The sequence below is a fragment of the Haloferax sp. S2CR25 genome, assembly GCF_031624535.1.
Taxonomy (GTDB): Archaea; Halobacteriota; Halobacteria; order Halobacteriales; family Haloferacaceae; genus Haloferax; species Haloferax massiliensis.
The window spans coordinates 399,490-420,397 of record NZ_JAMQOO010000002.1; the positions used below are offsets into that span (position 1 = coordinate 399,490).

Annotated in this window: 24 protein-coding genes and 1 tRNA gene; 9 read left to right on the forward strand and 16 right to left on the reverse strand. The window is 67.7% G+C overall.

What is annotated here, in order from left to right:
* Positions 1-321 precede the first annotated feature (321 nt).
* The gene (locus tag NDI65_RS07400; RefSeq protein ID WP_089777415.1) at positions 322-2,586 is read right to left on the reverse strand and encodes a CDC48 family AAA ATPase; all 2,265 of its coding nucleotides are present in this window, start codon (positions 2,584-2,586) and stop codon (positions 322-324) included.
* Complete coding sequence (locus tag NDI65_RS07405) at positions 2,587-2,838, reverse strand: Hsp20/alpha crystallin family protein (RefSeq protein WP_042662709.1); 252 nt, start codon at positions 2,836-2,838, stop codon at positions 2,587-2,589. It lies immediately after the preceding gene.
* A gap of 251 nt (positions 2,839-3,089) precedes the next feature.
* Here NDI65_RS07405 and NDI65_RS07410 point away from each other — a divergent pair, with 251 nt between their 5' ends.
* Entirely contained in the window at positions 3,090-3,872 is a 783-nt protein-coding gene (locus NDI65_RS07410; protein WP_089777416.1) for an alpha/beta hydrolase, read from the forward strand.
* A 45-nt stretch (positions 3,873-3,917) separates the two neighbouring features.
* Here NDI65_RS07410 and panB read toward each other — a convergent pair whose 3' ends face one another.
* Positions 3,918-4,727 carry a 3-methyl-2-oxobutanoate hydroxymethyltransferase gene (gene panB / locus NDI65_RS07415; protein ID WP_089777417.1) on the reverse strand — a complete coding sequence of 270 codons (810 nt, stop codon included), beginning with the start codon at positions 4,725-4,727 and terminating at the stop codon, positions 3,918-3,920.
* 148 nt (positions 4,728-4,875) lie between these two features.
* Here panB and NDI65_RS07420 point away from each other — a divergent pair, with 148 nt between their 5' ends.
* The 3 genes from NDI65_RS07420 to NDI65_RS07430 all read left to right on the forward strand — a co-directional run bounded on the left by NDI65_RS07420 (position 4,876) and on the right by NDI65_RS07430 (position 6,703).
* Positions 4,876-5,382, forward strand: a complete 507-nt coding sequence (locus NDI65_RS07420; RefSeq protein ID WP_089777418.1) for a type IV pilin — start codon at positions 4,876-4,878, stop codon at positions 5,380-5,382.
* Between the two features lie 132 nt (positions 5,383-5,514).
* Positions 5,515-5,751 carry a DUF5822 domain-containing protein gene (locus tag NDI65_RS07425; RefSeq protein ID WP_049920556.1) on the forward strand — a complete coding sequence of 79 codons (237 nt, stop codon included), beginning with the start codon at positions 5,515-5,517 and terminating at the stop codon, positions 5,749-5,751.
* A gap of 103 nt (positions 5,752-5,854) precedes the next feature.
* Entirely contained in the window at positions 5,855-6,703 is an 849-nt protein-coding gene (locus NDI65_RS07430) for a translation initiation factor eIF-2B (RefSeq protein ID WP_310893523.1), read from the forward strand.
* 51 nt (positions 6,704-6,754) lie between these two features.
* Here NDI65_RS07430 and NDI65_RS07435 read toward each other — a convergent pair whose 3' ends face one another.
* From NDI65_RS07435 to NDI65_RS07445, 3 genes are all read right to left on the reverse strand, one after another.
* Positions 6,755-7,873: a Gfo/Idh/MocA family oxidoreductase gene (locus NDI65_RS07435; protein ID WP_310893524.1), complete on the reverse strand. Its 1,119-nt coding sequence runs from the start codon at positions 7,871-7,873 to the stop codon at positions 6,755-6,757.
* Positions 7,874-8,046: 173 nt separating this feature from the next.
* Positions 8,047-9,015 carry a sugar phosphate isomerase/epimerase gene (locus NDI65_RS07440; protein WP_089777421.1) on the reverse strand — a complete coding sequence of 323 codons (969 nt, stop codon included), beginning with the start codon at positions 9,013-9,015 and terminating at the stop codon, positions 8,047-8,049.
* Between the two features lie 109 nt (positions 9,016-9,124).
* Complete coding sequence (locus tag NDI65_RS07445; protein ID WP_042662716.1) at positions 9,125-9,601, reverse strand: N-acetyltransferase; 477 nt, start codon at positions 9,599-9,601, stop codon at positions 9,125-9,127.
* Positions 9,602-9,776: 175 nt separating this feature from the next.
* On the opposite strand from NDI65_RS07445, the gene NDI65_RS07450 reads away from it, so the two are divergent.
* Both NDI65_RS07450 and NDI65_RS07455 read left to right on the forward strand, forming a co-directional pair.
* Positions 9,777-10,187, forward strand: a complete 411-nt coding sequence (locus NDI65_RS07450; RefSeq protein WP_089777422.1) for an archease — start codon at positions 9,777-9,779, stop codon at positions 10,185-10,187.
* A 106-nt stretch (positions 10,188-10,293) separates the two neighbouring features.
* The gene (locus tag NDI65_RS07455; RefSeq protein ID WP_089777423.1) at positions 10,294-11,754 is read left to right on the forward strand and encodes an RtcB family protein; all 1,461 of its coding nucleotides are present in this window, start codon (positions 10,294-10,296) and stop codon (positions 11,752-11,754) included.
* A gap of 21 nt (positions 11,755-11,775) precedes the next feature.
* On the opposite strand, the gene NDI65_RS07460 is transcribed toward NDI65_RS07455, so the two are convergent.
* The 3 genes from NDI65_RS07460 to NDI65_RS07470 form a co-directional block, all read right to left on the reverse strand.
* Entirely contained in the window at positions 11,776-12,123 is a 348-nt protein-coding gene (locus tag NDI65_RS07460) for a hypothetical protein (protein ID WP_310893525.1), read from the reverse strand.
* Between the two features lie 126 nt (positions 12,124-12,249).
* Positions 12,250-12,663 (reverse strand): hypothetical protein, encoded by a 414-nt coding sequence (locus NDI65_RS07465; protein ID WP_089777424.1) that lies wholly within the window; start codon positions 12,661-12,663, stop codon positions 12,250-12,252.
* Between the two features lie 193 nt (positions 12,664-12,856).
* Positions 12,857-13,411 (reverse strand): HAD hydrolase-like protein, encoded by a 555-nt coding sequence (locus NDI65_RS07470; RefSeq protein WP_089777425.1) that lies wholly within the window; start codon positions 13,409-13,411, stop codon positions 12,857-12,859.
* A 75-nt stretch (positions 13,412-13,486) separates the two neighbouring features.
* Between NDI65_RS07470 and NDI65_RS07475 the strand changes: the two genes are divergently transcribed.
* The gene (locus NDI65_RS07475) at positions 13,487-13,900 is read left to right on the forward strand and encodes a hypothetical protein (RefSeq protein WP_089777426.1); all 414 of its coding nucleotides are present in this window, start codon (positions 13,487-13,489) and stop codon (positions 13,898-13,900) included.
* 46 nt (positions 13,901-13,946) lie between these two features.
* Here NDI65_RS07475 and NDI65_RS07480 read toward each other — a convergent pair whose 3' ends face one another.
* The 3 genes from NDI65_RS07480 to NDI65_RS07490 form a co-directional block, all read right to left on the reverse strand.
* Positions 13,947-15,092 (reverse strand): acyl-CoA dehydrogenase family protein, encoded by a 1,146-nt coding sequence (locus NDI65_RS07480; RefSeq protein WP_089777427.1) that lies wholly within the window; start codon positions 15,090-15,092, stop codon positions 13,947-13,949.
* Positions 15,093-15,189: 97 nt separating this feature from the next.
* Positions 15,190-16,386: a DHHA1 domain-containing protein gene (locus tag NDI65_RS07485; RefSeq protein ID WP_310893526.1), complete on the reverse strand. Its 1,197-nt coding sequence runs from the start codon at positions 16,384-16,386 to the stop codon at positions 15,190-15,192.
* Between the two features lie 35 nt (positions 16,387-16,421).
* A complete protein-coding gene (locus tag NDI65_RS07490; RefSeq protein WP_089777429.1) occupies positions 16,422-16,943 on the reverse strand; it encodes a multiprotein-bridging factor 1 family protein in 522 nt (173 codons plus the stop codon).
* Between the two features lie 53 nt (positions 16,944-16,996).
* On the opposite strand from NDI65_RS07490, the gene NDI65_RS07495 reads away from it, so the two are divergent.
* Complete coding sequence (locus tag NDI65_RS07495) at positions 16,997-17,155, forward strand: hypothetical protein (RefSeq protein WP_167344106.1); 159 nt, start codon at positions 16,997-16,999, stop codon at positions 17,153-17,155.
* 65 nt (positions 17,156-17,220) lie between these two features.
* On the opposite strand, the gene NDI65_RS07500 is transcribed toward NDI65_RS07495, so the two are convergent.
* Positions 17,221-17,305: transfer RNA gene (locus NDI65_RS07500), tRNA-Leu, on the reverse strand.
* Between the two features lie 142 nt (positions 17,306-17,447).
* On the opposite strand from NDI65_RS07500, the gene NDI65_RS07505 reads away from it, so the two are divergent.
* The gene (locus NDI65_RS07505) at positions 17,448-18,008 is read left to right on the forward strand and encodes a DUF420 domain-containing protein (protein ID WP_089777430.1); all 561 of its coding nucleotides are present in this window, start codon (positions 17,448-17,450) and stop codon (positions 18,006-18,008) included.
* Positions 18,009-18,341: 333 nt separating this feature from the next.
* Here NDI65_RS07505 and purF read toward each other — a convergent pair whose 3' ends face one another.
* From purF to NDI65_RS07520, 3 genes are all read right to left on the reverse strand, one after another.
* Positions 18,342-19,823, reverse strand: coding sequence for an amidophosphoribosyltransferase (gene purF / locus NDI65_RS07510; protein ID WP_004969405.1), 1,482 nt, complete (start codon positions 19,821-19,823; stop codon positions 18,342-18,344).
* A 395-nt stretch (positions 19,824-20,218) separates the two neighbouring features.
* Entirely contained in the window at positions 20,219-20,395 is a 177-nt protein-coding gene (locus NDI65_RS07515) for a 50S ribosomal protein L37e (RefSeq protein WP_004042936.1), read from the reverse strand.
* The gene (locus NDI65_RS07520) at positions 20,392-20,622 is read right to left on the reverse strand and encodes an LSM domain-containing protein (RefSeq protein ID WP_004042938.1); all 231 of its coding nucleotides are present in this window, start codon (positions 20,620-20,622) and stop codon (positions 20,392-20,394) included. Before NDI65_RS07520 ends, NDI65_RS07515 begins: the two co-directional genes overlap by 4 nt.
* Between the last annotated feature and the right edge of the window lie 286 nt (positions 20,623-20,908).

Below are 20,908 nucleotides of genomic sequence, written 5' to 3' on the forward strand. Positions count from 1 at the left end.
ACCGGGCGACCGCTCCGCCGGACCGTCCGGGTTCCGTCCCGCGCCGAAACGACAACTACCGGCCGAGTACATTCTTTACAAACGCCGGGAGACACACCGCATTTCCGGTGAAACAAACGTAGGACTCGTTTATTATTTCGTATCCCGAGAACCGCGTACCACTACGTAGCAGATGGGAGTGATATGAACGTGACGGTCGCCACCGCCGCGGCGGGCGGCGGACGAACAGTCGCCGCGAACTGGCTGGGCTGTCGCGGCCGACAGCGCCACCGCTCGGGGACAATCACTTCGAAAAACCGCTTGAGCCGGGTTACGAGGCGCTTACTGGAAGGTGCGACCGACTTCCGTCTCGCGGTCGCGTTCGACCTCGCTCTTCTGGAAGCGCTCTTCGATTTCCTCGTAGCGGCGGCGCACGTCGTCGGTGACGCTCGCGCCGATTTCGTCGAGCGCGTCTTCGAAGTGTTCCATCGTCACGCGGACGTTCCCGACGCTCTCGCCGATGTCCTCTTTCTCGACGCTCCGGATGAACTCGCGGGAGGCGTTCATCGACGCCTCGCGGGCGAGCGCTTCGAGGTCGGCACCGACGTAGCCGTCGGTCTTGGACGCGATTTTGTCGAGGTTCACGTCGTCCGCGAGCGGCTTGTTGCGGGTGTGCACGTCGAGGATGGCGCGGCGGGCGTCCTCGTCGGGGACGGGCACGTGGACGTGGCGGTCGAGGCGACCGGGGCGCAGGAGCGCCGAGTCGATGAGGTCCGGCCGGTTGGTCGTCGCGATGACGACCACGTCTTCGAGCGCTTCGAGGCCGTCGAGTTCGGTGAGCAGTTGGGAGACGACGCGCTCGGTGACGCCCGAACTCGACGAGTCGCGGCCGCGCTCGGTCGCGATGGAGTCTATCTCGTCGAAGAACACCACCGTCGGGGCGTTCTCGCGGGCCTTCTTGAACACCTCGCGGACGCCCTTTTCGGACTCGCCGACGAACTTGTTCAGGAGTTCGGGGCCCTTGATGGAGATGAAGTTCGACTCCGCCTCGTTGGCGACGGCCTTCGCCAGCAGGGTCTTCCCCGTGCCCGGCGGGCCGTACATCAGGACGCCCTTGGCGGCGTCCATGTCCATCTGCTGGAACACCTCGGGGTATTCGAGCGGCCACTGGATGGTCTCGCGGAGGCGTTCCTTGGTGGGTTCGAGTCCGCCCACGTCCTCCCAGGTCACGTCGGGAACCTCGACGAACACCTCGCGGAGCGCCGACGGTTCGATGCTCTTGAGCGCCTGCTTGAAGTCGTCTTCCGTGACTTTGAGGCCTTCGAGCACCTCGGCGTCTATCTCCTCGGCGTCGAGGTCGAGCTGCGGGCGGATGCGCCGCAGGGCGTGCATCGCCGACTCCTTGGCCAGCGATTCGAGGTCCGCCCCGACGAAGCCGTGGGTGCTGTCGGCGTAGGCGTCGAGGTCCACGTCGTCGGTCAGCGGCATGTTCCGCGTGTGGACCTGCATGATCTCCTTGCGACCGTCGCGGTCCGGCACGCCGATTTCGATTTCGCGGTCGAACCGGCCGCCGCGGCGGAGCGCGTTGTCGATGGCGTCCACGCGGTTGGTCGCGCCGATGACGACGACCTCGCCGCGCTCGTCGAGGCCGTCCATGAGCGACAGCAACTGGGCGACGACGCGGCGTTCCACGTCACCGCCGGCCTCGCTGCGCTTGGGCGCGATGGAGTCTATCTCGTCGATGAAGACGATGGCGGGCGAGTTCTCCGTCGCCTCCTCGAAGATTTCGCGGAGCTGCTCTTCGGACTCCCCGTAGTACTTCGACATGATCTCCGGGCCGGAGATGGTGTGGAACGAGGCGTCGATCTCGTTGGCGACGGCCTTCGCGATGAGCGTCTTCCCCGTCCCCGGCGGGCCGTGGAGGAGCACGCCTTTCGGCGGCTCGATGCCGAGGCGCTTGAACAGCTCGGGGTGGCGCATCGGGAGTTCGATCATCTCCCGGACCTGTTCGAGCTCCTTGTCGAGGCCGCCGATGTCCTCGTAGGTGACGGAGGGGCCGCCCTCGTCGCCCGGCGCGGCGTCTTTAATCTGCTCGGCGGGCTTCTGGCTCACCTGGAACTCGGTGTTGTCGGTGACGACGACGGTCCCGTCGGGGTCCGTCGACGCGATTTTGATGGGGACCGACTGGTTCGACGCGCTCATGAAGCCGAAGCCGAGCGGAAGCTGGACGCTCTGGCCCTGCGCGACCGGCTGGCCGGAGAGCTTGTCGCGGATGTACGTCCCGATGTTGCCGCCGATGCGGAGGTTCTGCGGGAGCGCGATGGTGACGCGCTTTGCGGGCTTCACGTCGGCTTTCTCCACGTCGACGCGCTCGTCGATGCCGACGCCGGCCTGCTGGCGGAGGCGACCGTCGATGCGGATGATGCCCGTGCCCTGGTCTTCGGGGTAGCCGGGCCAGACGCGGGCGATGGCGGTCCCGTCGTTCGGACCGTCGATGCGGATGAAATCCCCGCCTTCGAGGTCGAGTTCCGCGGCCGCGGCTCGGTCGATGGCGGCGAGCCCGCGGCCGGCGTCCTTCTGCTTGAGGGGTTTGACGATGAGTTTCATTTACTTGGTGAGGGTGATGGTGAGCACGCCGTTCCGAACCGCCACGTCGGCGTCGCCGCCGGCGGGAAGTTCGAACTCCGTCTCGGTCACGCGGTCGCCGGTGTCGGCCACGACGATGGCCGTCGACCCGACGATGTCCACGTCGATCTCGTCTTCCGAGAGACCCACGTCGGCCGCGATGACCCAGCTGTCTTCGTATTCGTACCGGCGAATGAACCGCTCGTTCCCGCCGGCGAACTGTTGCATGCTCATGATAAGTCTAACCCAAGGTTAGCGTTTTGAATATATAAATCTTTCTCCGCCGAATCGGGTGACGACACCGATATTCCGCACTTCGGTTGAATTGCGGTTCACAGTCGCCACGCCTCACCGTACTGTTCGCGGCGGAGTAACGTCAAACTAGTGGCCTCGGCAGTCGGCCGCCCGGTCGGTCGGGGCGCTCCGCCGCCGAAACTCGGTGCCTGCGTGGGGGTTTATTGGCTCGCGGCGACCAGTTTCGAGGTATGGAGACGGCCTCGGTTGACCACCACGGACGGGAGACAGCCTATCGATACCGCGACGCGGGCGGGGAGGGACCGACGCTCCTCTGTGTACACGGGAGCGGCGGCGCACACGGCGTCTGGCGCGGCCAGTTCCGCCTCGCCGACGACTACCCGGTCGCCGCGCTCGACCTGAGCGGCCACGGCGACAGCGACGACGTGGACGCCGACGCCGGCTACGAGACGCTGTCGGCCTACGTCGACGACGTGGTCGCCGTGGCCGAGGAGACCGACGCGAGCGTCCTCGTCGGCAACTCGCTCGGCGGCGCGGTCGTCCTGACGCTCGCGCTCGAACGCGACCTCGACCTCGACGCGCTGGTGCTCGCGGGGACGGGCGCGAAACTCGCCGTGCTCTCGGACCTGCTGAACTGGCTCGACGACGACTTCGACCGCGCCGTCTCCTTTCTCCACGGCGAGGACAAACTGTTCCACGCCGACGACGAGCGACTCGTCGAGGGCTCCAAAGAAGCGATGTACGACGCCGGACAGGCCGTCACCCGCCGCGACTTCCTGTCGTGTCACACCTTCGACGTCCGCGACGAGGTGGGCGAGATTTCGGTTCCGACGCTCGCGCTCGTCGGCGAGTACGACCGTCTCACGCCGCCGTCGTACCACGAGTACCTCGCGGAGACGATGCCCGACTGCGAACTCGGGACGGTCGAAGACGCCGCGCATCTGGCGATGCTCGAACGGCCGGCGGCGTTCAACGAGGCCGTGAAGTCGTTCCTCGACCGCCGCGTCGCGTAGGTCGTCGCAACCGGGCGCGAGTTCGGGTGTCTGGAACGGGGCCCCTCAGTACAGTTCGTCGAGGTCGTCTTCGACGTGGCTGTGTTCCTCGGCCGGGAACTCCCCGGCTTCGACGGCGTCCCGGTACGCGCCGACCGCCCGCTCCATCTCCGATTTCACGTCGCCGAACTGGGCCGCGAAGGGCGGGGTTCGGTCGCTCATGCCCACTACGTCGTCGACGACGAGCACCTGCCCGTCGCAGTCGGGGCCCGCGCCGATGCCGATGGTCGGGACGTCGATGGCCGCCGTGACCTGTTTTGCGAGGTTCGCCGGGACGTGTTCGAGGACGAGCGAGAACGCGCCCGCGTCGGCGTGGGCCTTCGCGAGGTCGAGAATCTCCCGCGCGTCGTCGCGGTCGGTTCCCTGCCTGCCGTAGCCGACCTCCCTGACGCGCTGGGGCGTCAGCCCGAGGTGGGCCATCACCGGGATGCCGAGCCGGACGAGATGTTCGGTCAGTTCGACCGTGTGCGGGCCGGATTCGAGTTTGACCGCGTCGGCGTCGGCCTCCTTGAGCATCCGGCCGCAGTGTTCGACGCTCGACGCCTCGTCCACGCCGACAGAAAGGAAGGGCATGTCGGCGACGACGAGGGCGTCGTCGGCCGCGCGCGCCACCGCGGCGGTCCGGCTCGCCACGTCCTCGACGGTCACCGGGAGCGTCGAGTCGTAGCCGAGCGCCGTGTTGCCCATGCTGTCGCCGACGAGGACGATGTCGATGCCCGCCTCGTCGACGATGCTCGCGGTCGGCGCGTCGTACGCCGTGAGCATCGTGATAGGCTCGCTACCAGCCTTCGCCCGAATGGACCGTACCGTGACCATGCGTGCCGTTGGCGCGTCCGCGTTATCAGGTTACCCTTGCGCGTCGCCGAACGCGGGCCCCCGCCGCCCGCGGCGTCCGCGCGGGTCGCCCCGACCCCCCGTCCGAAGTAACACTTTACTTAGGGGAATGCGCCTGTGCGAACGACGCATGCCCGCTTTGTCCCCCACCGAACGCCGGTCGAACCGCGGCCTCTCGCCGGTCGTCGGCGTCTCGCTTCTCGTCGTCATCGTCGTCCTCCTCGCCGCCACGGTCGGCGCGATGGTGATGGGGTTCGAAGACGTGCTCACCGAGCCGCAACCGCAGGTGTCGTTCGACGTGGACTACCACCCCGACGGCCCGGGCAACGGCGCGAACGGCGCGTACATCAACATCACCCACGAGTTCGGCAGCATCGAAGACGGCAGTCAGGTGTTCGTCGTCGACGACGCCGGCAACCGAATCGCGTGGGAGGACGTGTGGACCGGCGGCGAGACGGTCGGCCCCGCGGGCGAGTACGCCCACATCGACGGTGCCGGCTCCGACAGCGCGCTCCGCCCCATCTGCGAGGCGGGCCAGCACTACCGCGTCGTCATCGAACGCGAGGGCGGCTCGTCGAGCGTCCTCGTCGACTACGAGATACCGACCGAGCCGACCGCGACGAACGCCGCCTGCTGAGCCCCGGCGGCCGGGGCGTCGGACCCCCGCGCAGCGAGCGGGAACCGGCACGCATTAGCCGTCGCCGTGAAACTGCTACCCGTGCAACCAGTCGAGCGCTCGAATCCGGACGGCGTCGATTACGGGTGGGTCATGCAGATGACGTTCGTCACGACGATTCTCGTCGGCTCGCCCATCGTCGCGGTCCTCTCGATTAACGCGGGGCTCCAGACGTGGGGCGCGCGCGCCGAGTTCGCGGTCCGCGTCGGTGCGGTCATCTGGTTCGTGACCGCCGTCGCCCTGTTCGTCTACGCCAAGCGGACCAACGCGGGCGACGGCGGGACGCCCCCCGAGGCCGAGTTGGACACCGACATCGACGCGGAGGACTGAGGCCGACCGCGGCTGACCGCGGGGCCGCGCCCACGACGGCGATGGCGACCGCGACGTCGCCCGCTCCCGGAAACTCTTTCACACGATACGGCGACGTTCTCGTATGATAGACGAGACCATCGAGGAGATTCGCGAGATGCAGACGCACAGCTCCTCGGTCGTCGCCGTCAAGGCCACGCGGGCGCTCGCGGAGCTGACCGAGCGCGACTACGCGACCGTCGAGGAGTTCGAACGCGACCTCGAACGGAACGTCGGCGCGCTCAAGCGGGCGAACCCCTCGCACGCGTCGCTGTACAACGCCCTGCAGGACGTGCTCCACAGCGTCCAAGGCGAGGCCGACGACCTCGACGAGGCGCGGGAGCTCACCGTGGCGACCATCGACCGCGTGGTCGAGACCGTCGAGACGGGCAAGCGCCGCGCCGCCCAACAGGCGGCCGCGACCATCGAGGACGGTCAGACGTTCCTCACCCACGACTACTCCTCGACGGTCATGGAGGCCGTCGAACTCGCCGTCGCCGACGGCGCGGAACTCACCGCCTACGTGACAGAGGCCCGCCCGCGGTTCCTCGGCCGGAAGTTCGCGCGCGAACTCGCCGCCATCGACGCGGTCGAGCCACACCTGATGGTCGATGGCGCGACCGGGATGTTCCTCCCGAAGTGCGACCGCGTCATCATCGGCATGGACTGCATCGTCGAGGAGACGCTCTACAACCGCATCGGGACGTTCCCGCTCGTCGCCGCCGCAAACGAAGTTGGCGTACCGGTCACGGTCGTCGGCTCGGGCGCGAAGGTCGTCGACGACGGCTTCCGCTTCGAAAACGAGATTCGCTCGCCCTCCGAAGTCATGCTCGAACCCGTCGAAGGCATCGAACTCGAAAACCCCGCCTACGACGCCACGCCGGTCGACCTTATCGACGAGGTCATCACCGACGAGGGCGTCATCGAGTTCTGAGCGGGCGGCGGGTCGCCCGCGGTTCGGGTCGATTTCCTTCCGTCCGCCCCGTCAGCCGAGGCTGACCCACTCGCCGGCCTCGTCGGAGCGCTCGATGGCGTCGAGGATTTTCTGGACCTCGTAGCCGTCCTCGAACGACGGCGAGAAGTCGCCGCCCTCGGCGACCGCCGACAGGAACTCGTAGTTCTCGTGGACGAACGTGTGTTCCCAGCCGATGACGTGGCCCGGCGGCCACCAGTGGTCGAGGTAGGGGTCCGTCTCGTCGGTGACGAGCACCGTCTCGTAACCGCGGGCGTCGCCGGTTTTTACCTCCAGTTCGTTGAGGCGTTCGAGCGAGAACTGTAGGCTCCCCTCGGAGCCGTGAATCTCGATGGTGTGGTCGTTCTTGTGGCCGTCGGCGAAGCGCGAGGCCTCGAAGCTCCCGACCGCGCCGTTTTCGAACTCCGCCTGCGCGGTGTAGGCGTCGTCGACGGTCACGGGCCTGTACTCGTCCTCGCCGGGCACGGGTCGCTCGTCGACGAACGTCTGGAGATGCCCCGAGAGGCGTTCGATGTCGCCGGCGCGGTCGCCGACGAGGAACCGAACGAGGTCGACGGTGTGCGCGCCGAGGTCGCCGAGCGCGCCGGAGCCGGCGGCGTCTTCGTCCATGCGCCACGTCCACGGCGCGTCGGCGTCGACGAGCCAGTCCTGTAAGTAGCGCCCGCGGACGTGTCGAATCTCGCCGAGTTCGCCGTCCTCGATGAGCCCCTTCGCGTACCGGATGGCGGGGACGAAGCGGTAGTTGAACGCGCACCCGGCGACGCCGTCGGCCGCGCGGGCGGCGTCGCGCATCGCCTCGGCCTCGTCGAGCGTCGGCGCGAGCGGTTTCTCGCAGAAGACGCTGGCACCGGCTTCGAGCGCGGCGATGGAGGGCTCGGCGTGGAGGTGGTTCGGGCCGAGGTTGTAGAACACGTCCACGTCGTCGACCACGTCGCGCCAGTCGGTCGCCGTCGATTCGAAGCCGAAGCGGTCTGCGGCGTCGGAAAGCGCCTCCTCGTCGCGGCCGACGATGACCGAGCGCTCCACGTCGGGCGCGTCGGGGAAGAACATCGGCAGGCGGGCGAGCGCGTTGGAGTGCGCCTTCCCCATGAAGCGGTAGCCGAGGACGCCGACGGTGAGTGGTTCAGTCATTGTGCCACCTCCGTGCCCGATGCAGTACCGCGAGCGAGGCCGGAGGCCGAGTCTCGCGGCAGTTTTTGGTCCAGATTTTTGCGGTGAGCGGGTCGCGACGCGGCCCCGAACCGGAAAAAGGTGGGCCTGAAGCGGTAGCCGAGGACGCCGACGGTGAGTGGTTCAGTCATGGATTACTCCGCCCAGTAGGCGTCGCCGGGTTGCGTCTCGAAGACGGCGCGCGAGAGCACGTCGACGGCCTTTTCGAGGCCCTCCTTGGACGACGTGAGCGCGTCCTCGTGTTCGATGGAGAGCGCGCCCTCGTAGCCGACCATCCGGAGCGTCGAGACCACGTCCTTCCAGTGGCCCTCGTCGTGGCCGTAGCCGATAGAGCGGAACAGCCACGAGCGGTCGGCGGTGTCCGCGTAGGAGGTCGTGTCGAGGACGCCCTTGATGCGCGATTCGGACTCGTACACCTTCGTGTCCTTCGCGTGGAAGTGGTGGATGGCGTCCTCCTCGCCGAGGAACCGAATCGCGTCGGTGATGGAGATGTCCTGCCAGTAGAGGTGCGAGGGGTCGAAGTTCGCGCCGATGCGCTCGTTCGTCGCCTCGCGGAGCTTCAGCATGCCCGTCGGCTCGTAGACGAGCATGTTCGGGTGCATCTCGATGGCGATGTCGACGCCGTGGTCGTCGGCGAAGGCGGCGAGGTCGGACCAGTAGTCGACGGCGACCTCCCACTGGTAGTCGTGGGCGTCGGCGTGCTCGGTCGGCCACGGCGCGGTAATCCAGTTCGGCACCTCGTCGTTCGGCCCGCCGGCGGGGAGCCCCGAGAAACAGGTGACGGTGTTCACGTCGAGGGCGTCCGCGAGTTCGATTGCCTCGCGGAGTTCGGTGTCGGCCTCGGCGGCCGTCTCCTCGACGGGGTGCAGCGGGTTGTTGTGCGTGGCGAGCGCGCTGATCTGCAGGTCCCGGCTCTCGACCGAATCGAGGAGGTCGGCCTGCGCGTCGTCGTCCGCGAGGACGGCGCTCCGGTCGACGTGGTCCTCGCCGGGCCAGCCGCCGACGGCGAGTTCGACGCCGTCGACGCCGATACCCGACAGGTAGTCGAGCGCGTCGTCGAGGGGTTCGTCTCCGAGCGGGACGGTGAGCACTCCGATGTACATATCGACTACATATACTAGGAAGTGAATAAAAATTAAGGATACGCGCAAGGGGGCGTGGCTGCGGCGCGACGGCTCTCCAACCGGTGTCGAATGCGGCGCAGTCGGTCGGTTACCGGCGGAGGAACTCCGAGAGCTTCTCTCTGAGTCCGGCCTCCTCGCCGAGTCGGAGGTAGAACGCGGCCCCGCCGTCCTCGTAGTAGTTCTCGATGCGGCGGCGGACCTCGAAGCCCATCTTCTCGTAGAAGTCGAGGGCGTTCGTGTTCGTCGTTCGGGCGTGACAGGTCACGACCGGGTGTTCCTTTGCGACCTCGGCGACGAGGCGCTTGCCGTAGCCCTCGCCGCGGGCGTCGGGCGAGACCGCGAGAAAGAGGATGTAGCCGTCGCGCCGCGTGGAAGCGAACGCGACGAGCGCGTCGTTCTCGTAGAGGAGATACGTGTTCGCCCGGCGGTAGGCGTCCATGAAAAAGCCCCGTCGCTGTTTCAGGAGGCCTTCCTCGACCCGAATCCGCTCTTTCAGGTCCCACGCCTCCTCGGCGTACTCGCGCTGGCCGGGGGCGTCGACCCGCATCTCCACGTTGACGCTCACACCCGGTCGTAACCGGAGCGAGAATATAACTCCACCGTCCGTTTGGACGACCGGTCGACGCCGCCCCCCGACTGGATAGCGGGGCGACACGACCGGCGAACGGACCCCCGGGGAGCGAGACGCGCGCTCGCCGCCGACCGAAAGGACGAGGGTCGACGGCGTCCCTCGTCTCGGCATGGGATTTACGCTCCGCGACCACACCGCCGACGTGGCCGTCGAGGCCGACGGCGAGAGCCTCGGTGCCGTCTTCGCCGCCGTCGCCGACGGACTCACCGCCGCGATGTGCGACGCCCCCGCCGAGACGGGCGACCGATTTTCGTTCGTCGTCCGCGCGGAGAACCGCGAGGCGCTGTTGTTCGACTACCTCGACCAACTCATCTACGAGCGCGACGTGCGCGGGGTCCTCCCCGCGGCCCACGAGGCGGCCGTCCGGCGGGAGGGCGACGAGTGGGTCGTCGCGGCGTCCGCGCGGGGCGTCCCCTTCGCCGACGTGGACGCCCGCGACGTGAAGGCCGTCACCTACTCCGAGATGCGGTTAGCGGAGACCGACGCCGGCTGGGAGGCGTACGTCGTCTTCGACGTGTGAGTTGTCGGCTTCGTCTTCGTCGCCCTCGTCGTCCCCGGCGGCCGCGCGCCGCGGGCGCTCGCGGCGTGACGGAATCCTATTGAGTCGCCGCGTCGATTGTCCGGGTATGGAAACGCGCGAGTTCGGCGACATCGAACTGCGACGGGTTCGCGAGCACGTCTGGGAGATTCCGCGGGAGGGCGAGATGAACGCCCCCGCGCGGGTGTTGGCCTCCGAGGCGCTGCTCGACCACATCGGCGACGACAAGACGCTCGAACAGCTGCGGAACGCGACGCACCTACCGGGTATCGCCAACCACGCCATCTGCATGCCCGACGGCCACCAGGGCTACGGGTTCCCCGTCGGCGGCGTCGGCGCGACCGACGCCACGGACGGCTGTATCTCGCCCGGCGCGGTCGGCTACGACATCAACTGCGGCGTCCGCATGATGACGACGAATCTCACTTACGAGGACCTGCGGGGTCACGAGGAGGAGCTCGTCGACGCCCTGTTCGAGGCGGTTCCCTCGGGCCTCGGCGGCGGCGGCGTCGTCAAGGGCGACGCCGAGACCATCGAAGACATCCTCGCGCGCGGAATGCGCTGGGCGGTCGACGCCGGCTACGCCACGGAGGACGACCTCGCCCACTGCGAGGACGAGGGCTTCCGCGACGACGCCCGCCCCGAGTTCGTCTCCCAGAAGGCGAAGGACCGCGGCCGCAACCAAATCGGCAGCCTCGGCTCCGGGAACCACTTCCTCGAAGTCCAGCGCGTCACCGACATCTACCGCGAGGACGTGGCCGAGTCGTTCGGCCTCGAAGCCGACCAAATCGTCGTCCTCATCCACTGCGGCTCCCGCGGCCTCGGCCACCAGACCTGCACCGACTACCTCCGGCGCATCGAGAAGGAGCACAAGGACCTGCTCGACGAACTGCCGGACAAGGAACTCGCGGCCGCGCCCGCCGGTTCCGAGCTCGCCGAGGAGTACTACGGCGCGATGTGCGCCGCCATCAACTTCGCGTGGGTGAACCGACAGCTCATCATGCACCGCACGCGCGAGGTGTTCGCCGACGTGTTCGACCGCGACTGGCGCGACATGGAGATGCGTCTGCTGTACGACGTGGCGCACAACATCGCCAAGAAGGAGGTCCACGAGGTCGACGGCGAGGAGCGCGAACTCTACGTCCACCGGAAGGGCGCGACGCGGGCGTTCCCCGCGGGCCGGCCCGAACTCCCGCCCGCCTACGCCGACGTGGGTCAGCCGGTCATCATCCCCGGCAGCATGGGCGCGGGGAGCTACGTCCTCCGCGGCGGCGACCGGTCGCTCGACCTCACCTTCGGCTCGACGGCCCACGGCGCGGGCCGACTCATGAGTCGGACCAAGGCGAAACAGGAGTACTGGGGCGAGACGGTGCAGGACGAACTCCGCGAGCAGGAGAAGATATACGTGAAGGCCCAGTCGGGCGCGACGGTCGCCGAAGAAGCGCCGGGCGTCTACAAGGACGTCGACGAGGTCGTCCGCGTCTCCGACGAGTTGGGCATCGGCGACAAGGTCGCGCGGACGTTCCCCGTCTGCAACATCAAGGGCTGAAGTCCCCGACGTCTTTTCGCGTCAGGCGACGGTGGTTCCGACCGCGCGGCGCTTGTAGAAGTAGTACGCGAGCGCCGCGAGACCGACGAACACCGCGGTCACGCCGTCGCCGACCGCGCCGCCGGAGAGGAAGGCAGAGACGACGCTCCCGAGGCCGAGCGCGAGCACGAGCAGGCCGCCGCCGAGAATCCACGCCCGCGAGTCGCGGCCGGCCTCGTCGTAGTGGCCGCTCTCGATGAGCGCCATCTCCTTTCTGTGTTCGAGGTAGACCACCGCGCCGGCGAACGCGAAGATGACGACGGCGAGGGCGACGAACGGGACGAAGAACAGCGCGTCGCCGAGACCGAACGAGGACTGAATGGGAACCATGCGTGAGTAATCGACGCGTGAGCTATTGAATACGAGCTGATGCGTGCTCGCACGACGTGGGCAGTCTCGCCGTCGAGCGACTACGTGACCGGGCGACCGAGTGTGCGTGCGAGTCGCGCCGAAGGTTCAGAACCCCCCGGGGCCGCGCGGCCCCGCGTTCGGTCCGCCGGGTCCGGCCGGCCCCGAAGGGCCTCGCCCGCCGATGACGACGTAGTCGCTCTCGGGGACCGCCTCGACCTCGCGGCCGTCTTCGTATCTGACGAACGAGAGGTAGAACTCGCGGCCGCACGGCGACTCCAATCCGGGGTGCTCCACGTCGTCGGCGTCGACCACGTCGCCGGTCCACGACAGGCCGGGCGCGTCGCTCTCGCCGCAGGAGAGCCGGACGCCGTCGGCGTCTTCGAAGTCGTCGGTCGGGTCGACGTACGACCAGCCTTCGAGGGGGTACGGCGTCACCGACTTGTCGGCCAGGTAGCCGTCGCGTTCGAGCTCGACGACCGCGCCGCAGTGCGGACAGTAGTACGAGACCGGAAATCCCATAGATGAGCGTAGGACTCGGCGGGCTTAACGCCCGCGCCGAAACGGGGATTTATCACGGATTCCGCGACCAGCGCCGCCGTGCGTTGAGCATCGCCGCCGGGCGAGACGCGGGAGCGCGGCACGCCGCCCGGCGGAGCGGCCGTGCCGCCTGTTCGCCCCTGTTCTGACGGGCTTCCGGCCCCCGGCTCTCGTCTCAGACGCCGGAGGGGCCGCCGTCGACGTATCTGAAGGCGATGCCGGCGCGGTCGGCCGTCACCTCGTCGCGGGCCGAGTCGCCGACGAACACGGCCGAGTCGGGGCCGACCGCCATGCGTTCGAGCGTCGTGAGCAACGGTTCCGGGTCGGGCTTCTGCGTCGCCACGGTGTCGCGGCCGACGACGGCGTCGACGTGGTCCGAAAGGTCGTGCACGTCGAGCGCGACCCGGCAGGCGTCCTCGGCGTTGAGAGAGCAGACGCCGGAGGGGACGCCGTCCTCGGCGAGGAGGTCCGCGAGCGGGAGGCGGTCGGAGAGCCGCGCGCCCTCCCGCTCGTGCGCCGCGATTTCCCGCTCCAGTTCGTCGCGGACGCCCGCCTCGTCGGCCGCGTCGAGCATCTTCCAGAGGTCCAGCGAGTCGGCGTCGACGCCGGCGTCCCGCAGGACGGCCGCGGCGTCGCGGGCGGTGTCGTTCCAGTCGACGCGGAGGTCGACGAGCGTCCCGTCGAGGTCGTAGACGACCGCGTCGAACGCCGAGAGATCGGGGAGCGTCATTGCCCGCAGTAGGGAACCGCGGGGAAAAGACGCTTCGGGAGAAGGCCTATACGGAAACCCGGCGTCGCTTCCTGCATGGCATCCCCGCTCCGCGAACGCCTCGCGCCGGTCCTCCCGTCGCTCGTCGTCGCGGCCGGCGTCTTCCTCCCGTGGATACAGGTCGACCCGGCCCACGAGGGGCCGGTCATCGACGTCTACTACGGCGGCATGGGAAACGGGCTGGAACTCGTTCACGGCATCGTCCTCCTCCCGACGGTCGTCGTGCTTTCTCTCGCCGCGCTCGCCGGACGGCGGTCCCGACGCGCGGAACTCGTCGTCGGCGTCGTCGGGACCGTCGCAGTCCTGCGGTTTATCCAGCTGTGGGACGAGACGTTCGTCTCGGCGGCCGGCGCGTGGGTGACGCTCGTCGGCTGTCTCCTCCTCGCGGGCGTCGCCGCCGCCGACGTGGTCCGCGAGCGAGGACTTCCGACGCTCGCCCGGAGTCCGTGAGCGACGCGACTGGCAGAAACAGAGGTCGGCTCGCCGGCTCGCGCGTTCAGTCGAGGAGCGACCGCGCGATAATCTCCTTTTGAATCTCGCTGGTCCCCTCGTAGATGGTCGTGATTTTCGAGTCGCGGTAGTAGCGTTCCACGTCGAAATCGGTGGTGTAGCCGTAGCCGCCGTGGATCTGCACGGCCTCGTTGGTCACGTCGACCGCGGCCTCGCTGGCGAAGTATTTCGCGATGGACGCCGCGGTCCGCGGGTCGTCGCCGGCGTCGGCGACGCGGGCGGCCTCGCGGACGAGCATCCGCGAGGCGTGGACCTGCGTTCCCATGTCGGCGATTTTGTGGCGAATCGCCTGAATCTTCGAGATGGGTTTGTCGAACTGCTCGCGCTCGTTCGCGTAGTCGATAGCGTCGTCGAGCGCGGCCTGCGCGAGTCCCACGGCCTGCGAGGCGATGCCGATTCGGCCGCCGGTCAGGATTCGGAAGGCCGCAGAGAGGCCCTTGCCCTCCTCGGTGAGCCGGTTTTCGGCCGGGATGCGAACGTCGTCGAAGATGAGCGCCGTCGTGTCGGACGCGCGGAGGCCGAGTTTCTCCTCTTTCTTGCCGACCTCGTAGCCGGCCGATTCCGGGACGAGGAACTGCGTGACCGACGAGGGGTCGTCGGGGTCGGTCTTGGCGAAGAGGATACAGACGCCGCCGCGCTGGCCGTTCGTTATCCACTGCTTTTTCCCGTTGATGACGTACTCGTCGCCCGCTCGTCGGGCGACCGTCGACATCTCCGCGGGGTTCGACCCGGCGTCCGGCTCGGAGAGGCCGAACATGCCGACCGGCCGGCCGCGGGCCATCTCGGGGAGCCACGTCTCTTTCTGCTCGTCGGTGGCGAACTCGGCGATACACTCGGTGGCGAGACAGTGCACGGAGAGCGCCGTGGCGACGGCAAGCTGGCCGTAGGCAACCTCCTCGTTGACGACGGCGTAGGTGGCGCGGTCGGAACCGAACCCGCCGTACTCCTCGGGGACGGTCAGCCCGGTCAGGTCGAGTTCGGCGAGACCGTCCCACACGTCCTCGGGGAACGTCTCCGTCTCGTCGGCCTCGCGCGCGGTCGGGCGAATCTCCTCGACGGCGAACTCGTGGACCACGTCGCGGATGGCCCGTTGCTCGTCGGTCAGACCCGTGGCAGACCCTACGGTTTCCATGGTGTTGAGTACGGACCATCATTGAAAAAGATGATCGAAGCGTCGGGCGTCCGCCGGGCGTCAGCACACCACAGTCTCGGCCGCACCCGGGCGTCACTCAGTCGCGTAAGTACGCCAGCACCTCGTCGGCCGGCGCGCCGAGACCGCCGCCCTGCGCGAAGGTCGGCCCGCCGCCGCCGCCGCCGCCGAACTCGTCTGTCACCTCGGCGACGACGTCGCCGGCGGCCGCGTCGCCGGCGCTGGCGACGACGACGAACGGCGCGTCGGACTCGCCGACGGCGACGAGCACGTCTACGTCGGCTCCGTCGCGGGCCTGCTTGGCGGCCTCACCGACCTCGTTCGCATCGAAGCCGGAGACCGCGCCGACGTTCCACGTCAGCCCGTCGCGCTCGACCGTCTCGAAGTCGGCGAGTCGGGAGCGAAGCACCTCGGATTTCAGGTCGGCGAGTTCGGACTCCAGTTCCTCGCGGGCGGCCGCGGTTCCGGCGGCCGACTCCCCCAATCCATCGAGGTTCGTCCCGAGCGCTCGGGCGGCCTCGTAGGCGGACGTTCGGACCGCGGCGCGCCGGTCGATGGCTGACGGACCGACCGCGAACTCGACCCGGGTGAGTCCCTCTCCGGGATTCGACCGGCCGAGCACTTCGACCGGCCCGATTTCCACGGTGTTCGAGACGTGCGTGCCGCCGCAGGCCGCCCAGTCCCAGCCGTCGATGGAGACGACTCGGACCTCGTCAGCGTCGGCGAAGACGCCCTCCTCGGTCTTGACGTTGAACGCGATTTCCTCGCGCTCGCGGGCCTCCGAGACGGGAATCTCCTCCCACGACACCTCGCGGCTGTCCCACACCGCCCGGTTGACGAGACGCTCCAGTTCGACGAGCGCGTCGTCGTCCACCTCGGTCGAGGTCTCGAAGTCGACGCGCACCTTCTCCGCGGAGATGTCGAAGCCGCCGTAGCCGAGGTCGTCGAAGATGCGGCGACCCGCGCCGTAGAGGACGTGACTCGCGGTGTGGGCCCGCATGCAGTACGTCCGGAAGTCGTCGTCGACGACGCCGGTCACCTCGTCGCCGACGCCGAAACCGGGGTCGGCCGCGAGGTCGTGGACGACCGCTCCGTCGGCGTCCGTGCGAACGTATTCGACGTCGACGCCGCCGAGAACACCGCGGTCGGCGGGCTGGCCGCCGCCTTCGGGGTAGAAGTACGTCTCGTCGAGAGTGACCGACCGACCGTCGACGCGCGTCACCGTCGCGTCGAACGCCCGGACCGTCGGGGAGTCGGCTGCGAGTGAGTCGGACATGTGCGCGTCGACACGCCCGACCGAGAAAAATCGTGCTACTCGTCGACGAGGGTCACGTCGAGGCGCTCTTCGAGCGCGCGGATGGCCGACCCGCCGACGTTCGCCCGCGTGGCGCGGCCCTGCTCGATGGCGAGCAGTTGCTTCTCGTCGAGGTCGAGTTCGTCGGCGAGTTCGGCGAGTTGGAGGCCGGCGTCCTGCCGGGCGGATTCGACGACGCCGCCGTAGCCGGAAACGAGGTAGGGAAGCCGGTCTTTCTCGTAGTTCGTCCCTTTCTCCTCCCAGTGCTTGGAGTCGCCCTTCGCGCTGTCGTACATCTTCGCCGTCCGCTGGGCGGCGCGCTTCTTTCGGTTCCCCGAGGAACCGTCCCGGGAGGTGTCACTCGACCCGCTCTTTCGGTCGGCGTGGCGGTTCTCGCCGTGCGGCGCGCAGTCCGGACAGACCAACAGGTCCGCGCCGGCCACGTTCGCGCGCCGGAGCTTCGCGGTGCTTCGGCCGCAGAGTTCGCAACTGTCGCCGTCGCCGCCGCCACCGCCCCGGTTCGTCGAGTACTTGGCCATGCCGCGTGTTACTCGTTCGACCCTTTTAAACTCGCGGCACGGGACGGCGGTCGATGGTCGAAGTCGGGGGGCGGCACGGGCGCTGTCCGGTGAACAACAAGATACTCAGAGAGGTGTTCCTCACCGAGGAGCAGTTCAGAGAAATCCAGAGAGACGCATCTCTCTGTGGTGTAGTTTCGTGGAAGGATTGTGCGTGGGTGATGTCCGTGTAGGGACGTCACCTGCATCATTCGGCGGCTTCGCCGCCTCATTGCGGACTGTGAGTCCGCACATGCGATGCGTGGGACCGGATTTGAACCGGCGGACCTCTACAGGACAGCGCCCTCAACGCTGCGCCGTTGGCCTGGCTTGGCTACCCACGCTCGCTGTGTCTTACTGCATTCTCGTTTACCCCGTGGTAATTTAAATGACTTTCCTTTCGACTCGGCAATGTCGGGCGTTTGCAGGCGTCGCACCGCGGGGGACGACAGAACGATTTTGGCCCCGCGGCACCGGGATACGCCCATGGAGTTCCGAGCACGCGACCACGTCCGCGGACTGACCGCTCTCCTCTCGGTGCTGTCGCTCGCGCTCGTCTTCGGCGCGGCGCTCGGCGCGATTCCCCGCGCCGCGATCCCGGTCGCGCCGGCGGCCGCGTTCGACGCGATTCCGCACGTGAACGCGGTCATCAGCACCGTCGCCATCGTCACCATCCTCGCCGGCGTCCGGTTCGTCCGGCGCGGCGAAATCGAGCGTCACCGGCGCATGATGCTCGCCTCGTTCCTCCTCTTCGCGACGTTCCTCGTCCTCTATCTCTACAAGGTCGTCGTTCAGGGGACCGCCGAGTTCCCCGGCCCCGACGCAGTCTACCGGTTCGTCTACCTCCCGACGCTGGCGATTCACATACTCTTGGCCATCGTCTGCGTCCCCGTCGTCTACTACGTCCTGTTGCTGGCGTTGACGCGGCCGATAACGGAGGTCTTCGGCACCGAACACGCCCGGTTCGGCCGCGTCGCCGCCTCGCTGTGGCTCGTCTCGTTCGTCCTCGGAAACGTCGTCTACGCCCTCCTTTACGTCGTCTACTGAGGCGGGAGTCGCCGAGCACCGCCGCTCGGCCGTTCAAAGGGAGTACCCGTCCGACGCCCGCGGCTGGCGCGCGGCCCGAGGGCCGGTGCGGACGGGCGGTAGTACGCGGTGCGACCGGCAGGTCACAGAGACGGGATGTGCGGGCCCTCCCGCGGTGTTACACCACCCCGTCGATTCGCACTCCGTACTCCGCTCGCAACCCGGTCCTCGGCGAGTCGGAGTACGGTTCGAACGACGGGCGCGAGAGAAAAGAAAGGCCGCGTTGATTATGCTATCGAGGCTCTCGGTGACTGTCAGGCGGAGCGATAGGTCGGGGGGACGAGACGGGGGAACTCAGTCGCTCAGCGGCGCTTCGGCACCGACGACGGGACGGCTCACGTCGCGGTCGGTCTCCTCGCCGTCGATGTCGTAGGGGTACTCGCCGGTGACACAGCCGAGACAGAGGTCGGCGCGGGACTTTTCGAGCACCTCGGCGACGGAGTCGATAGAGAGGTAACCGAGGCTGTCGGCGTCGATAGTGTCGCGGACCTCCTCGACGGACTTGTCCGAGGCGATGAGCTCCTCGCGGGTGGCCATGTTGATGCCCATGTAGCAGGGCGCGACGATGGGCGGCGCGCCGATTCGCATGTGGACCTCGGTCGCGCCGGCGTCGTACAGCAGTTGGACGAGTTGGTTCGAGGTCGTCCCGCGGACGATGCTGTCGTCGATGAGCGTCACGGACTTCCCCTCGACGGTGCTCTTGATGGGGTTGAGCTTCAGGCGGACGGCGCGCTCGCGCTCGTCTTGGGTCGGCATGATGAACGTCCGACCGACGTAGCGGTTCTTCATCAGCCCCTCGGCGAACTCGACTGTCGCGTCGTCTTCCTGCGCGGCCTCGGCGTAGCCGGAGGCGAACGCGCGACCCGAGTCGGGGACGGGCATGACGACGTCGGTGTCGACGCCGTTTTCCTCCCAGAGCTTCCGGCCGAGCCCGCGGCGGACCTCGTAGACGAGCGTGTCGTTCATCACGGAGTCCGGGCGGGCGAAGTAGATGTGTTCGAAAAAGCAGTGGGCCGTGTTGTCGCGTTCGACCAGTTGATACGAGTCGAAGCCGCTTCCGTCGGGGTCGAGCACGACGAGTTCGCCCGGTTTCACGTCGCGGACGAGTTCGCCGTCGAGCGTGTCGATGGCGGCAGACTCGGAGGCGAGCACGTAGCCGTCGTCGACTTTCCCGATGCAGAGCGGGCGGTTCCCCTCGGGGTCGCGCACGCCGAGGACCGTCTCGTCGTGCATGATGGTGAGCGCGTACGAGCCGTGGATGCGCTCCATGGTCCGCTTGACGGCGCGGACGAGGTCCTCTTCGAGGAGGTTGCGCGCGAGGTCGTGGGCGATGACCTCGGTGTCGCCCGTGGAGGTGAAGGCGTGACCGAAGTTCTCCAGTTCGTCGCGGAGTTCGTCGGCGTTGACGAGGTTGCCGTTGTGCGCGAGGCCGAGCGACCCCGACTTGAACGAGACGGCGAACGGCTGGGCGCACGACTTCGACACGTCGCCGGCGGTGGGGTAGCGGACGTGACCGATGCCCGCCTCGCCCTTCAGGCCGTCGAGGTCGTCGGCACCGAACGCGTCGCCGACGAGACCCATCTGGACGTGACTGTGCTGTTGGAACCCGTCGTGGGTGACGATGCCTGCGGACTCTTGGCCCCGGTGCTGGAGGGCGTACAGCGAGTAGTACAGGGGTCGTGCGGCGTCTCGACCGCCGAGTGCGACGCCGACGACACCGCACTTCTCGGTCGGTCCGCCGATGTGGTGGTGGGAGTCGTCCCGCCCAGTTACCATGGAAGACGATAGAGAGTCGAGGGGGTAAAAAACCCGTCCTTATGCAGTAACGACGGGTTCAGAAACCAGCAAATATACACATACGTGCATATCTCGGCGTGCGACGGAACTGCGGACGACGACGTGGCGAAGCGCGGTGACGTCAGCCACGGAGACGCTGGCTGTTGCAGGGATGACGACGGTGCTCGTCGGGGAGTAGTGACGAAGACGGCCGCGGAGGCGACGACGACGCGCGAGGAAGCGCGCACGCAGTCGGCGAGCGCCGAGGACGACCCGTACTCGGTGCTAGCGAGTGTCACGGGTGCGAGGACGAACCGGGAGTCAGGAACGCGGGTTCGTTCTCGCCGCAGACGGCGAGAGAGAAGACAGAGACGGTCGGAGACCGTCGAGAGTCGTTAGTTGTCGCCGGACTTCGACTGCCAGGCGTAGCTCCGACGCTTCTTCGACTTACCGAAGCCGCAAGACGAGCAGACCTTCTTCTTCACGTGGTAGGACTTCTCGCCGCAGCGACGGCACTTGACGTGCGTCGTCTTGTTCTTCTTTCCTTGGCTGGGGGTTCCTGCACCCGTCATGCTTTGATGGTGACGACGTTATCGCCGCGTATAATGGTTGTGTCTTGGACTTGCTCGAGTTCGATATCCCCGGGCACGGTGTCTTCGTCCAGCGCTTCTTCGAGTACGACGTTCATGTGCTGGTCGTAACCAGCGAGGACGCCGAAGTACGCGTTTCCGTCCTTGAGGAGAACCGTCACCGGCTCGTCGAGTGACGCTTCGAGGACGTCGAGGGGTCGGCCGCTCATGCATCAAATCCGTCTCGTAGTTGTCTTAAAGGTGCCGGACCGACAGTGCTCGATAGCGTCAAACCTGGTCGTTCGAAGGCGAAATCGTCGTCGAACGGACAGGTGACCGCGAATCGAGCGAGAGATTCCCACGGGTACGGGCGTGCGGACGCGGTGAACCCACGTAGTTTTTAGTACCCCCGTGAGTAGAACTCAGTACCAGAAACCCGCGGGTAAGTGCGGGCGCGCCCAGTTCGACCGGTTCGGGCCGTCTCGTACGCGGGGTCATTCGACCGACGAGCTGCAA